9 protein-coding genes are annotated in these 14,091 nt (G+C 56.2%); 5 read left to right on the top strand and 4 right to left on the bottom strand.

The features are described from left to right. The first annotated feature begins 338 nt into the window (after positions 1-338). Positions 339-3,248, top strand: coding sequence for a hypothetical protein (locus tag RVM24_RS02770; protein ID WP_431474926.1), 2,910 nt, complete (start codon positions 339-341; stop codon positions 3,246-3,248). Positions 3,249-3,362: 114 nt separating this feature from the next. Here RVM24_RS02770 and RVM24_RS02765 read toward each other — a convergent pair whose 3' ends face one another. Both RVM24_RS02765 and RVM24_RS02760 read right to left on the bottom strand, forming a co-directional pair. Continuing rightward, positions 3,363-5,942, bottom strand: a complete 2,580-nt coding sequence (locus tag RVM24_RS02765) for a penicillin acylase family protein (protein WP_431474925.1) — start codon at positions 5,940-5,942, stop codon at positions 3,363-3,365. A gap of 171 nt (positions 5,943-6,113) precedes the next feature. Further along, on the bottom strand, positions 6,114-7,184 hold the full coding sequence (locus RVM24_RS02760) for a CaiB/BaiF CoA transferase family protein (protein ID WP_431474924.1): 1,071 nt from the start codon (positions 7,182-7,184) through the stop codon (positions 6,114-6,116). A 189-nt stretch (positions 7,185-7,373) separates the two neighbouring features. Here RVM24_RS02760 and RVM24_RS02755 point away from each other — a divergent pair, with 189 nt between their 5' ends. Continuing rightward, positions 7,374-8,393 (top strand): AraC family transcriptional regulator, encoded by a 1,020-nt coding sequence (locus tag RVM24_RS02755; RefSeq protein ID WP_106695362.1) that lies wholly within the window; start codon positions 7,374-7,376, stop codon positions 8,391-8,393. A 27-nt stretch (positions 8,394-8,420) separates the two neighbouring features. Here RVM24_RS02755 and RVM24_RS02750 read toward each other — a convergent pair whose 3' ends face one another. Together RVM24_RS02750 and rmuC are read right to left on the bottom strand one after the other, a co-directional pair. Next, positions 8,421-9,302, bottom strand: a complete 882-nt coding sequence (locus RVM24_RS02750) for a tetratricopeptide repeat protein (RefSeq protein WP_431474923.1) — start codon at positions 9,300-9,302, stop codon at positions 8,421-8,423. Between the two features lie 4 nt (positions 9,303-9,306). Then, the gene (gene rmuC / locus RVM24_RS02745; protein ID WP_431474922.1) at positions 9,307-10,974 is read right to left on the bottom strand and encodes a DNA recombination protein RmuC; all 1,668 of its coding nucleotides are present in this window, start codon (positions 10,972-10,974) and stop codon (positions 9,307-9,309) included. A 268-nt stretch (positions 10,975-11,242) separates the two neighbouring features. Here rmuC and RVM24_RS02740 point away from each other — a divergent pair, with 268 nt between their 5' ends. The 3 genes from RVM24_RS02740 (at position 11,243) to RVM24_RS02730 (ending at position 14,090) form a co-directional block, all read left to right on the top strand. Beyond that, positions 11,243-11,629 (top strand): hypothetical protein, encoded by a 387-nt coding sequence (locus RVM24_RS02740; protein WP_431474921.1) that lies wholly within the window; start codon positions 11,243-11,245, stop codon positions 11,627-11,629. A 146-nt stretch (positions 11,630-11,775) separates the two neighbouring features. Continuing rightward, a complete protein-coding gene (locus RVM24_RS02735; RefSeq protein ID WP_431474920.1) occupies positions 11,776-12,576 on the top strand; it encodes an ATP-dependent zinc protease family protein in 801 nt (266 codons plus the stop codon). Continuing rightward, positions 12,573-14,090 (top strand): inactive transglutaminase family protein, encoded by a 1,518-nt coding sequence (locus tag RVM24_RS02730; protein ID WP_431474919.1) that lies wholly within the window; start codon positions 12,573-12,575, stop codon positions 14,088-14,090. The genes RVM24_RS02735 and RVM24_RS02730 overlap by 4 nt, the downstream gene beginning before the upstream one ends. Position 14,091: the final 1 nt, after the last annotated feature.

The following is a 14,091-nucleotide window of genomic DNA, read 5'->3' as shown; positions in this document are numbered from 1 at the left end:
AGCCACCCAGGCAGCCCCTGCTTATATAAGGAAGCGTGAGTTTACCAGAAATGAACCCGATAGGACTCGACAAACCCGCCGGTGCCCACTATTTTTCAGAAAGGCCACTCCGACTGTGCGGGGAGGGATTCCGAAAGCAGAATCACACTTTTGGCTGATCAACACTTGCCAGACTGTCGCTATAGTCAAAGCTACAGAAATTGGCTCAAGTGCTGGCTACAATTTCAGACAACGAACGAATTCATAAAAGCAGAACAGGCAAAAGCACGGAATTCAGGGGCCGACCGGTTCCGTCTACGCCGGATATAACGACACAACAACAGGAAAAGGTTCCACCCATGTTCAAGAAAACTCTAATAAGTCTTGCCGTGGCTTCTTCCCTTGGGTTGACTGGTTGCTTCGATAGCGCCGGCGATGGGGGTAATGCGAATCCCAATTATAAGATCAGTAATCCTGAACTGGATGGCAAAACGTGGCCGCTGTTCAATCCGGTGACTGGCCAATTGCCGCTGCCCAATGACCTGATTTTCCGTTCGGACAACCCGGCGACAAGCATCAACGAAGCGGACGGCTCGTTCAGCGTGGCCGACTCCGCCCCCCCTGTCACAACAGCCCTTAATCAACTGAGCGGTGCATCATCCATCGCTCCCGCTGTTGTGCAGTTTAACGGTCAGATCGATGAAGATTCTGTTGATTCTCGCGCCTTCATTCTCACGGACCCAGCAGATCCTACCAGCGTTATTCCGAACCCAAACCAGAACGTATTCTTGATTGAGCTTGAATACGCAAGCGGTGATCCGGTTCGCGGTCTGGGTGCCGGCGAGTCGCCAACCATTCCGCTGGCCATCACAGCCCAGGTAGCTGCTGGTGCCGCTCCACAGGATCTGAGTGGCCGCAATCAGGCGCAGGCCGGAGCCTATCTCTTCGGTTTAACCCAATCACCTGATTATGTGGCTGAAGTAGTCACGCTTGACGGCAATTCCGCAATACGCATCAACCCGACCAAGCCACTTAACCCGTTCAAGCGCTACCTGGTAGTTGTCACCAAAGAAGTGCTCGACGTTAACGGCGACCCGATTGTTCAGTCGCCACTCTATCGCGATGTAGCTGATCCCACTCGAGTTCTGGGCAACCCAACTGCTCTTGCTCCTGTACGTCAGATCGTGGATGGCTTCTGGGAGAAGGTAGCGGCCAGCTTCTTTGGTGTACCCAATCAGGCGAGACCAACGGCGCTCACTGAAGAAAGCATCGCTATCTCTTACAGCTTCACAACTTCAAATGATCAGCGTGTTCTGCAGTACATCGCTGACCCGAAGACCTTTTTTAAAGAGACGATCCTCGCATCCATCCGTTTCGATGCGGTAAAAGAGGCGCGGGATGAAGGAGAAACTGACTTCTTTACTTTGTTTGGCATCGGTAATGCTGCCGTAGCTGCAGAAGAGCCCACTGCTGATGGCCAAGCGGACGCACTGGTTGGAGCATTCACCGCCGGTGAACTGTTGCCAACACCTGCTGACCTCAGCTCTACCGCAGAGTTCGGTGCCCCGCAGGATGTGACTCAGGTATCGGCAATCGCGAGCCAGTTTGTCGATTTCGGTGACGTTAATATTGTTCAGGGTACCATCGACCTTCCCTACTATCTCGGGGTTCCAACCGGATCGTCGGATGCCGAAGGTTCCGTAATTAACACTCAAAGCTGGAAAGCCAATGCAGCCTTGGCGGCTGTCGCCGGCGATCAGCTTGGCGTTGAACTTGCGCAATCAGACCCAATGGTTAGTGAGGTCGTGAACTATCGATTCCCGTTCCCGGCCAAGACTCAAGACGTCACCGTTCCCATCATGGTTCTCTACCCGGCCGATTACGATGGCAGCACGCCGCTTGAAACCGTCATGTACATGCACGGCATTACCACTGACCGTAGTACCGCACTTACCTTTGGTAGTGCACTTGCTCATAACTCCGGGGTTGCCGTCGTCGTTATCGATCAACCGGTTCACGGTGTGACTCCGTTCAGTGCGGAAGCTCAGGCTGGCTTGGCAAATCAGTTGCTTGCTTCGGGGCAGTCCAGCGGTTTACCGGAGAGCCTTGCTCCGAACGACACTAATGTGCAAGCGGTAATCAATGGACAGATCGCCGTCGGTTTCGTCACACAGACCCTGATTACTTTCGGTGAAACCCCAGAAGATGCCGCTGCTGCAGCCCCAAGTGTTGTCAACGCCATAGCCGGAGGCATGAGTTCTGCTGACGTGCTCGGCGTAGCGGATCCTGTCCAGGCTGCACAGCTCGACGCGGCCGTTCGCGCTCTTCGATCCTTCGAAAACACCGTGGCTAACGCAGGCTCAACCGTTCCAGGCATTGCCAAAACCGAGCACGAAAGGCACTTCGATTTCACCGCCAACGCTGCAACCCAGCCGACTGCCATGACGGCAACCTCCGGGGAGTCCGGTAGTCTGTTTATTAACCTGACGAACTTTACCAACACCCGGGACAAGAACCGTCAGGCAGTGGTTGACCTACTCAACGTTCGTGCATCACTTGCAGGCCTTGACTTTGACGGCACCGCAGGTGCCGATCTGGATGCAGATAACGTTTATTTTGTCGGTCACTCACTCGGCACGATCGTGGGAGCGCCTTTCGTTGCAGTCGCCAACGAAACCGCAGCCACTGAGGATGACATTATTGCCGCTCAACTGCTGACGCCTGGCGCCGGCATCGTTCGTATGCTTGAAAACTCCCCGACCTTCGCACCACGGATTCTGGGTGGCCTTCAAGCAGCCGCAGGTCTTGAGCAAGGCGACGGCGCTCTGGAGACGTTCCTGAATGTATTCCAGGCTACCGTGGACTCCGTGGACCCGATCAACTTCACTGGCAGCCTGAATGCATCGGCTACACCGGTGCTGCTCTCTCAGGTAAATGGTGACAATGTAATTCCAAACGATGCGTTGGCAGCCCCTCTGGGTAACGCATTTGACGCTTACCTGTCTGGCACAGAACCACTCGCACGACTGTTAAATGCCAACAATGTCACAACTGCCGGTGTCCCGGTTGACCTTCCTGCGATAACTCGCTACACCGAAGGCACCCACAGTACGCCTGTGCTTCCGCAGGGCGGCCCTCTCGACGCGCTTGTCTTTACAGAGATGGTAAGCCAGACTGTGAGTATCATCGAAGAACTGGGAGGGGCTGGAACCGTCTTTCCTAACATTCTCGGTAACGCGAATTACGAGAACATCGTCCAGCAGGATTGAACACTTAACTCGTAAAGAAAAAAGAGGCGGCCTCTCAGGCCGCCTCTTTTTTTGTACCTCTAGCTAGCAAATAGCACGGGCGTCCGTTGTTGCAACGCCCGCGCTCTTCCCGCCTTACTCAGTCATGATCTGGATCGTCCCGTTGGGAATGAGATTCGCCTCAATCTCACCATCACTGAAGTACAGCTTCCGATAATCCTTCTCCGAGTAACGCAGTCCCTGATCATTGAAGTATGGGGATCCCTCATCACTCGACTGGGAGTAGCTCACCAGTCCATAAGCCTGAGGGCCCTCGTCTGTGAACTCCAGACCGAAATGCCAACTGGTCCCCCTGGCCATCAACCAACCTTCGCCAGGCTGATCAGAAAGCCCCGCCGTGTTACCAATGGTCGAAGGGGCAATCCTTGGAAATACCGTGTCTTCGGCAACAGGCGAGGCCACTACGCCAATCGCATTAAAGGCGCCATCAATAGTCCCGTCACCTCCATGCCAGGGAAACGACTGAAGCTGCTCAACTGGGGTACCACCAGGCGGCACTCCACCGCTCGGCTGATAGTATTGCACCTGCCCGAGCGCCACATCGTAGGCAATTCCAACGGAATCCAGAGCTTCAAGCCCTTCGGCAAGCGCTATCAACATTGCATCATCCGCCGTACCTTTAGTAGCTTCTGACGGCGACGCGGGGGTTGCAACGGGATCGCTAGGATCAAACGGAACGGTCAGGTCCGCCCCAAAACTGTTCCGGTAGTTAGCAATAAATACCCGGAACACATGGGCGCCAACGCTATCCACATCATATACGCCATTCCAGTCCTGCAGGACATCACAGGCCTCCTCCACAGCCCTGGAGCCACCGCCCGAAAGATTCACGGGGTCGCTGCCAATCAACGTACAACGGTCCCGCAACACGGGCAGGAACTCCTCTGCGTACCAGGTACGGTTGTTGTAGATCACGTTGATCAGATCAATCGCCCCAAACTTCCCATCTTGCCCAGCCGGCGCGCCGGCAGCAAATCCCGGATCAGAAGGGTTTTGCAACATTTTGATGCCGATACGGGTTCTTGGGTTCAGGGGCGTTTCTTCTGAGCCGAAGAGTGGGGAAAACCCTGTCAGGAAAGCATCCGGGTTGGTTGCCCAGTAACTGTCATTGGAGTTTTGCACCCAATCGGTACGAAGTAACTGAGGCCGTTTTTCATAGGGCACCAAACCGCCGCATTCACCCTCTACCCAATCATCGCGGGACTTACTTCCATCCAGCAAAGTCAGGCCTGCATTAAAGAGCTGATTGTATTCGGGGCTGACCTTTCGCTTAAAATCTACAACCGCCAGCGCAGCATCCGAAAGATGCGGCACCGAGCTGCTGTCAATGTAATAGGCGTTGCCCTGATCATCCGCGTAGGTGGTATTTGTCCAGAATGTGGTGCCGCAATTCTGGAACACTTGCCGGAACTCAGCCAAAGTACTGGCCCGGCTCATTTGCAGCCAGGTATCCAATAGCCGCTGAGTAGAGGCATTCGCATCCCGATAGGTGTATGCAGTACCCGCTGCGCCCCAGGCGGGGAGGCCGCCGCTGGTTACCGCATCAGCGGCCAACATAGGGCCATACTCTGAGAAGTAGAACGTCTTCTCAAGAATAGTTGGTGTTGGAGAGCCGTTGTTCACCTCGATTCTGTAGGTTTCCGAGGTTATGGGCCGCTCCTGACCATCCTTCAGGTAAGTGAAGTTATCGCCGTCTTTGAGTTTCAATTCATATAACGTAAAACGGCGGCTAGTGGTTACCGTATGAGACCATGCCAGATTCTCATTGAAATTAATCAATGGAATCGCGGTACCCAGCAGCCCCGCTCCGTTGGTATTCAGGTAGCCAGGAACGGTCATCTGGACCTGGTATAGCCTCCTGTGGCCGGTGTAGGGAAAATGCGGGTTTGCCAGCAACGCACCTTTACCCTGCTCCGTCAGATCTCCACCAACACCCCAGGCGTTACTACCAAGCCCGAAATCCTGATAATCGATTTGATTGGCCGCGTTTGACGTTGCGTTTGCAACCAGTTTCCGTAGCATTTCATCGGAAGAGGTATCTCGTGAGGCCGCATCCATCACCGGTGTTGGAGAAGGTGATTCGCCGTCCGGCACTGCCAGGAATACGGCTCCCGTGGCAAACAAAGCGCCACTGGCGTATTGACCGACGATCCGGTAGTGAGCAAACAGATCAACAGGTGTGATCTCTTTTACCCAAGGTTGATTCCGGCACTCCGGAGGTAAATCTGCCGACTCTGTTTCTTTCACATACTTATTGTAGCCAGCGGTAAATCCCTCGATGAGGGCTCTGGTCTCACTACTGAGGCTCGGATATTCAGCTTCGGCGCCACTCAGAATTTTCTGGGCCTTAAAACTGAAATCATTGATGATGTTGATATCCCCGGGCCCTGGCCCAAAATACTTTGCTCTCTCGCTCCTGGCCTTGACGATTGCCTCCGCCAACAAACACACATTGTCCTGAGTTTGGGCGTAACCCGCGCCGAATGCCGCCGATGCGAGGTTGTCGGCTTTGACGTGAGGCACACCATTGGTGGTTCTGCGAATGGTAGCGTTGAACTTACCGTCTGCGGGGAATAGCGTTTCGTCGACACTTGAACCGGAACCCGATGAGCTGCCGCCAAAACAACCGACTAACAACATGCTGGAAGCAAGCATTACTCCAGCAGCTTTCAATACACCCAGGTGGGCGTGTTGAGAACTATCGCTTAGCCATCTCATAATAAATCGTCCATTGTAATTGTTGGATAGGAGCCAAAAACCTGACTCACTATCACAAATTAGCAGACGACTTTAGTTTTTGCCCGTAAATGAACGCCAATTCACTCTTTAATCTGACGCCGCAACATGCCGAATTGGATAACCTAACTGCCGCTGCCCCACACCATCCCCCCGATCCCTCTCAACCACCATCCGCCGAGCCTTAATCTGCGGATGCTCCGCCGCCTCCTCAATCGTCAAAACCGGCTCCACACAAGCATCCACCTCGGCAAAAGTTGCCCGCCAATCGGCAAACGTTTTCGCTCCAATCTTCTCTTTAATGGCATCTTTCAAGTTCTGCTGATGTTCAGGGTTCTGGCTCAGTGCAAAGCTCTTCATCTCGCTGAGCCCGAGCGTGTCACATAACCTTGCGGAGAACTGCGGCTCCAGGCTGCCTACTGACAACCACCGGCCATCGCTGGTCTGGTAGTAATCGTAGAAGGTGCCACCGTTGAGCATTCCACCCTCCGGCTTCTGGGGCTGGCCGCCGGCCAGGGCGGCGGCGCCGGCCATGGCGTTGAGGGAGAAGGCGGCGTCGGTCATGCTGATGTCGATGAAGGCGCCCTGCCCGGTTTGCTGGCGCTGGATGACCGCAGCGAGAATGCCCATCACCGCGTGGTGAGAGCCGCCGGCCACGTCGGCAATCTGGATCCCCATGGGGGGTGGGCCGCTGTCGGCGCGGCCGCAGTGGCTGGCGACGCCGGAGATGGCCAGGTAGTTGATGTCATGGCCGGCGCGGTCTTTGTAGGGGCCGGTCTGGCCGTAACCAGTAATGGCACAGTAAATCAGATTCGGGTTGATGGCTTTGAGGGTTTCGTAGCCAATGCCCAGCCGATCCATCACACCCGGGCGGAATTGCTCCACTACGATGTCGTAGTCTTTGACCAGTTCTTTCACCTTCTCCACGCTCTCAGGCTGTTTCAGGTTGAGCTGGAGTGTCTGCTTGCCACGACTGAGGTACGAGAAGGTGGTGCTGAACTTGCCATCAAACGGGGGCATTACCTTGGCCAGGTCTACCCTGTCCGGCGCTTCCACACGCAGCACCTCCGCGCCCATGTCGGCAAGCATCATGGTGGCGTAGGGGCCGGGTAACAGGGTGCTGAAATCGAGTATTTTCAGGGCGTTCAGTGGTCCTGCCATGGTCGTCTCCATTGGTTGATCTGAGGTATTGTTATTACTGTGGCTCATGCTGCCGGGTTTTGCAGAGGGGGCCAACTGCCGGTTCCTTCATTCCCATTGGCAGAATCTTCCATCTTTCGCGAAATCAGATGGTTGCATTGTCCCTCGGGGCACTTATGATGAACATCGTTTCCATCAATGGCACCGGTTATGTCTACCCTTACGGTTTCAAAGCATTTCGTTGAAGCATCCCTCTCCGGCGCGGAGCGCCTGGGGCTGGATAGCCGTGCGCTGCTGCAGGAGGCCGGCATTTCGCCGGATTTGCTGCGCATAGACATGGCCCGGGTAAGCAGCGACCAGTTCAGCCGGCTGATGCAGGTGATCTGGAACCGCACCGGTGACGAGTTTATGGGCATGGGGCCGCGTAAGGCCCGCACCGGTACCTTTGCCACCATGTGCGCCCTGGTGATTAATTGTCAGACGCTGGAAGAAGTCTACGAGCAGGCGTTCCGCTTCTCCCGCCTGTTTGAGCCCATGGTGAGCATGGAACTGGAAGTTAACGAGGACAACGCCCGGCTGGTGGCCCGTATCGAGGGCGAGATTCACGACCCAAGCTATTTCCTGCGCGAGAGCATCCTGGTGATCTGGCACCGCCTGGGCAGCTGGCTGATTGGCCAGCCGGTCGAGCTGGAGAAGGCGGAGTTCAACTATCCCCGCCCCGAGCATGGCGATGAGTACCGCCATATCTTCCATTGCCCACTGGCGTTCGACTCCGACTGCATCGCCCTCACCTTCAGCAAGCGTTTTCTCTCCGCCCCGGTGATTCGCGACAAGCCGGAGATGCGCCAGTTTCTGAAAACCTCGCCTGCGGATCTGTTATCCCGGCCGGACGAAAGCAACACCTGGACAGGTAGAATTCGGGGGCTGATTGGCCGGGATTTTTCCAAGCCCATGCCAGATTTTGACTGGATTGCCCAGGAGCTTCACACCAGCCCGCAAACACTCAGGCGGCGGCTCAAGCAGGAGAATACGTCGTTCCAGGAGATCAAGGATCTGCTGCGCCGGGATATGGCCATTTACTACCTGAGCCATCAGGAGTTGCCGATCAACGATATTGCCGAGCGGGTGGGCTTTACAGAGCCGTCAACGTTTCACCGGGCCTTCAAGAAGTGGACCGGTGTCACCCCGGGCGCCTGGAGGGAGGGCGAACGGGGTGACCTGGCCGAATAACGTCCAGAGCCTGCCAACCGGTGCGGATCAGGAGCCGGAACTGCCCTGCTGCAAATTGCGAATCAGCCGGCCCAGGGTAAGGGCAATCTCATTCACCTGGTTTCGGCTTTGAGCCAGCTGGAACAGCCGGGAGCCATCCCTGGGATCATAAATCCAGCAGGCACCCACTGCGGGTTCACAGTCCCAGCGGGGCTGTGGGTTTACGCCAAATACCGGCAATGAAACAGACTTCCGGACGGTTGTGTCATCGGTGTTCCGGGTGATTTCCTGAATATTCAGGTTACCGTTGGCAACGCTCACCCGGTACCGGATGTCTGCCGGCCGGTCCAACCGCACCACGGTTTTGTCCCTGCGCCAGCCAGCGGTGTCCAGCAGTGCATTCAGATGTATGGTCAACGCCTCCCGGTCTGAGCCGGCCAGGTACAGCTGGCGCAGGCTATTCAGCTCCTCGCCGCCCGCAGGCTCGATGATGGCCACCGGTTCTCTCACTTCGCCGTTGCCGCCGGCGAGTGCTCTCACACTTTCCCGGTTCTGTTTCTCGATATCGGTGATCAGCTTGAGAGACTGCTGATAGTGCGGCCCATCTACCCCTGCCTGGCTGACATATGCTTCAAGGGCAGCCCGGGCCTCGTTAAGATGCCCAGCCTGCAGCATGGCCCGGCCCCGGTAGAAGAAATAGTCGGCTGGTTTTTCGCCATCCATCTTCTGCAGACGGTTCAGGTATTCACTGGCCTCGCCCCAGCGCTCAGTCGCAACGGCTTCTTCAGTCGCCAGCATCAGGCGACGGATCTCATGCTCCGGCGCCAACGACTGCCCTTGGGCTGGAACTGTGGCCAACGAGACCACCATCGCCAGGCCTGCCAATAATGACCGCCCACCGGCCAGGCTTACAATTCTGGGTGACAACATACCGCTACTCCTGATTGTCATTGGTGCCTTCTTCCGCCACTTCTGGTGCGTCGCTACCTGCGTCTGTAGGCGCGTCAAGCTCGGCATGCTTCGGCTCGCCGGAATCGGCATCTTCGTCATCCGCATCCACCTCGGCCTGGTCCACAATGGCCTTGGGCAGTTCCTTCTTTACCCGAACCCCAAGTTCCACAAACCGGTTGGCCTGGGAGATCAGATTACCACGGCCACGAGTCAGCGTATTCATGGCGTTATCATAGGTGCCTTGAGCCGTGTGCAGCTGGGTGCCCAAACGCTCCATGGCCTCCACAAACACCCGAAGTTTGTCGTAAACGGCGCCAGCCCGGTCGGCAATCCGACGGGCGTTCTGGCTTTGTCGCTCGTAACGCCAGATATTTTCAATCGTCCTGAGGGTCGCCAGCAAGGTGGTGGGAGTCACCACAATAATCTTTCGCTCGAAGGCTTCTGCGAACAGGTTCTCGTCTTGCTGGAATGCTGCCACAAAGGCTGGCTCGATTGGCATGAACAGCAGCACGAAATCCGGAGAATGCAGGCCATTAAGCTGGCTGTAGTCTTTCTCACTGAGGCTCCGGATATGGCTGCGCACCGCCTCTACGTGTTGCTTGAGGGCTTCGTCACGGGCGCTGTCTTCCTCGGCCACTACCCACTGCTGGTAAGCCAGCAGTGACACTTTCGAGTCTACCACCAGGTTGCGCTGGTCCGGCAGATGTACGATGACATCGGGGCGCAGTAACTGGTTGTCTTCGTCCCGGTAGCTGCCCTGGGTTTCGTATTCTACGCCTTTGCGCAGGCCTGAGCGTTCCAACACTCGCTCAAGAATCAATTCCCCCCAGTTGCCCTGTACTTTCTTGTCGCCTTTGAGGGCGCGAGTCAGGTTGGCGGCTTCCTCGGTAATCTGGCGGTTCAGATCCTGCAGCGATTTAATTTCGCTTCGCAGGGCCTGGCGATCCCGGGTTTCGGTGATGTATACATCCTCAACCCGTTTGCGGAAGTCCTGGAGCTGGTCCCGGAACGGGTTGAGCAGGGAATCCAGGCTGGTTTTCGACTGCTGACTGAAGCGCTCGCTTTTCTGGTCAAAGATGCGGTTGGCCAGGTTCTCGAACTCCTGTTTGAGGGCGTCCCGGTTTTTCTCAAGCAGCTCCATTTTTTCCGCTGCCGAGCGGCGCTCTTTGTCAAGGGTCACCTGTTGTTCCCGGAGCTCCACTTTCAGCTGGTTGAACTCATAGCTCAGGCTCTCGGCCCGCAGTCGGAGATCCCGGTTCTCCTGCTCCAGCTGGCTTAACCGGTCCCGGCGACTGGCCAACTCCGAATCTGTAGAGGCCAATCGGTTCTCCAGACTGGTGGCTTTCTGGCGCCAGGTCTCGAGACTGTTATCCCGCTCCAGCAGGGTTTGCCGCTGCTGCTCTATCTGCTGTTCCAGATGGCTTACCTGTTGATGGTGCAACGCCTGAGCCTGATCCGATTCGCGCAACAGGACATTCTGATCAGACAACTCCTGTGCCTTCAGATCCAGCGCGGCACGAACTTTGCGCACTGTCAAAGCGGCCCAGACCAGGCCAGCAAACAAGGCGACGCACGCCACCAGAAGCGTGATAATCCAGCCGGCCAGCCATTCGGGGCGTAGCTCCATAAGATTGGTCAGGGTATCGACCACAGCGTGAAACTCCTTTCGTAGCGTGTTAACACCAAAGATTTTCAATGGTTAGTGTTAGCGAACCAGTCTACCCCAAGCGCGGAACTTTTTGCCCGTTAAACCCTCATTACCTGTGCCGATCTCAGTTCCGCCCTCGACTGATCGGCATTTCCGGCAAGTGACGGGATCCGCTTCTTTACGGCTAACGTAAATTGCTCTACAAGGAATAAAAGGATCTCTCAACGGCGCAGGGTTCCGAACCCTGAACGCGCCAAGGCAGGACCAGCACATGCTCAAGGCACTCTGGAGAAAACTGGGCGTAGATAACATGCCGGCAACAGGTGCGGGATGCATGGATGACGCACTTTGCACCTCAGATGCGCACTCGGGGCGCGAGTCTGTACGGGTATTGCCTCACATCACCCACACCGGCGAATTTCACCTTGAGCGCCTGACCCAACTTCTCAACTCTCGCTATGGCCAGTCAGTGCCCACAAATGAACACAGCGCTGTGAGCGACCAGACGCTGAAAGACATCGTAGGCTTTGCCTCCCGCATTCAGGATCAGGATATCCAGCGCGAACTGTTGCTGTTCTATCTGAATTGCTCCCCGGTGATCCAGGAATTTCTCCGCTCGGAAACCGCCCTTGGACAGGAACACCTGATTTCGCCCTGAGTCGATTTTCAAGGCCTTAACCAACTGTAAAGTATTCACACAGGTCACGTGTAGTATACTTTGCCGCCTGATTCAGAAACACATTCACAGGCTGCATTCGCAATCGGTCGCAGAAACCGCTTCTGCAGCCAGCTCAGGGGAAATCAATGGGTTACAGGTTCTTCCATACTCGGCGCTTCCTGATGTTCGTTATTCCAACCATGGCGCTTGTGATCACCGGCTGCTCGGCAGATCGTTACTTCATGGTCCCCAAACATAACATGGAAGACTTGAGAACGTCGGTACAAACCCAGAGAGCCACGCAGGTGACGATGGAAAACAACGCCACCGTGAGGCATGAGCAACTCCTCCACAAAAGTGACACTGCCACACAAACCATTCTCGATGCCATCGCTACCCAGGTTGAAAGGCCCGTTTGCCCACCGGCCGCAGCACCGGTTTGCCCTGCAGTTGCAGAGAACCAGGGGCGCGCCGACAGGCTTAAAGGTAAAGTGATTGTGGGGGAAATAGAGAAGTTTTACCTGGCGGGCCCTGGGCACATCTACACCGCACGCATTGACAGTGGCGCAGAGACATCCTCGATTCACGCACGTAACGTCAAACGTTTCGAGCGGGATGGCAGCAACTGGGTACGCTTTGAAGTACCTGTGCCCGGTGCAGACGGCGAATGGGTCACCATGGAGCGGGAGATATCGCGCCGTGTTCGGGTCATTCAGGCCAGTGCCGAAGAAGCCGAACGGCGCGTGGTGGTTGAGCTCCAGTTTGCCATCGGCGACCACCAGCAAGTGGCCGAGTTTACCCTGGCCGACAGGACTAACCTGACCTACGAGGTACTGATTGGCCGGAACGTTTTACGGGATGTCATGCTCATTGACGTGGGTAAGGAATACGCCACGGAACTTCCTGACTCCTACCGTAGGCAAGCCGTTAACGGAGATGACTCATGACCGTCCGCTCCAGAGCGCCTTTCTACGCATTTGTTATGCTACTGATCGCCGCCGGCGTTTCCATTGCCACCTGGCGTCACATCGAGCTTGGTGTCCCCTGGATGACGGGCGAGCAACGGCCGGTCTGGATGATTGAGGCGCGGGTTGATTTTCTGGGTCAGGATGAAGCCGCACAGATCAGTTTGCATGTTCCCGAGCACCCGCCGGGGTTCAGCATCCTCACCGAACAAGCAGCGTCCCCCGGCTATGGCTTCTCTATTATCGAAACCTCTGGCAGCCGGCGCGCCGAGTGGACCAAACGGGATGTCTCCGGCCCCCAGACACTCTATTTCAAAGCCCAGTTTGTGCCTGATGACAGTGCCGGGGAATCCGCGCGGTCACGAAAACCGAGGCCAACCCCCACCTTTTGGGAAGAACCCCAGGCTACCGCAGTCCGCGAAGTACTGCGCCAGGCTAACGAACGCTCCAGCTCTCCGGAAAGCCTGACACGGGAGCTAATCCGGCTGCTTCAGCCTGACAGCCGAACCCAGAACACCACCCTGCTGGTGGCTGACGACAACTACCTGCAAATGCTGGTTCGAATGCTGAATCATGCTGGCATCCCAGCCCGCACCGCCGACGCACTCAAACTGGAAGATGCCCGCCGCCGCCAGCAATTGATGCAGTTCCTGCAGATACATAACGGTGACCGCTGGCTCACCTTTGACCCAAGAACCGCCGAACAGGGGGTACCGGAAAACCTGCTGCTGTGGCGCCAGGGGTCGGAGTCGCTGCTTGATGTGGTGGGCGGCGACAACTCCCAGGTAAGCTTCTCCATGCTCCGGCAGACGGTGCCCGCACTTCAGCTGGCCACCCTGGAGGCCAACAAGAACGGCCTTGGGGTACTGGGGTTCTACCAACTCCCGATCGAAGAGCAAAGCATGTTCCGGATGCTACTGCTACTGCCCATCGGGGCTCTGATCGTGGCATTTATGCGGATTGTTATCGGGGTTCGCACCTCCGGCACATTCATGCCCGTGTTGATTGCCGTGGCGTTTGTTCAGACAACCCTGGTGCCCGGACTGATCGCTTTCCTGTCGGTAGTCGCTATTGGTCTGCTGTTACGAGGCTATCTCTCCAGCCTCAACCTGCTTCTGGTTTCACGAATATCTGCGCTGATCATCCTGGTGATCTTTATCACCGCCGGACTCAGTATTATCGGCTATCAAATGGGCTTCAATACCGGCATGACCGTCACTTTCTTCCCGATGGTGATCATTGCCTGGACCATTGAACGAATGTCCATACTCTGGGAAGAGGAAGGTGCCCGCGAAGTTATGGTACAAGGCAGCGGCAGCCTGTTTGTCGCAATTTGTGCCTATCTGGCCATGAACACGTCGCTGGCCGGGCACCTGACATTCAACTTCCCGGAACTGCATCTGGTGGTGCTGGGATTGATCCTGCTGATGGGGCAATACACCGGTTACAAGCTCAGCGAATTAAGGCGCTTTACCCCGATGAAGGCCTACGACTGAT

The sequence above is a fragment of the Marinobacter sp. KM021 genome (assembly GCF_050707965.1).
Classification (GTDB): domain Bacteria; phylum Pseudomonadota; class Gammaproteobacteria; order Pseudomonadales; family Oleiphilaceae; genus Marinobacter; species Marinobacter shengliensis.
This window is presented reverse-complemented; position numbering and strand designations above follow the sequence as displayed.

Excerpts from the sequence above, each read along its gene's own strand:
- RVM24_RS02740 (WP_431474921.1), top strand. The coding sequence starts at position 11,243 with ATGCTCAAGGCACTCTGGAGAAAACTGGGCGTAGATAACATGCCGGCA.
- RVM24_RS02750 (WP_431474923.1), bottom strand. The coding sequence starts at position 9,302 with ATGTTGTCACCCAGAATTGTAAGCCTGGCCGGTGGGCGGTCATTATTG.
- RVM24_RS02770 (WP_431474926.1), top strand. The coding sequence starts at position 339 with ATGTTCAAGAAAACTCTAATAAGTCTTGCCGTGGCTTCTTCCCTTGGG.
- RVM24_RS02760 (WP_431474924.1), bottom strand. The coding sequence starts at position 7,184 with ATGGCAGGACCACTGAACGCCCTGAAAATACTCGATTTCAGCACCCTG.
- RVM24_RS02755 (WP_106695362.1), top strand. The coding sequence starts at position 7,374 with ATGTCTACCCTTACGGTTTCAAAGCATTTCGTTGAAGCATCCCTCTCC.
- RVM24_RS02765 (WP_431474925.1), bottom strand. The coding sequence starts at position 5,942 with ATGCTTGCTTCCAGCATGTTGTTAGTCGGTTGTTTTGGCGGCAGCTCA.
- RVM24_RS02735 (WP_431474920.1), top strand. The coding sequence starts at position 11,776 with ATGGGTTACAGGTTCTTCCATACTCGGCGCTTCCTGATGTTCGTTATT.
- RVM24_RS02730 (WP_431474919.1), top strand. The coding sequence starts at position 12,573 with ATGACCGTCCGCTCCAGAGCGCCTTTCTACGCATTTGTTATGCTACTG.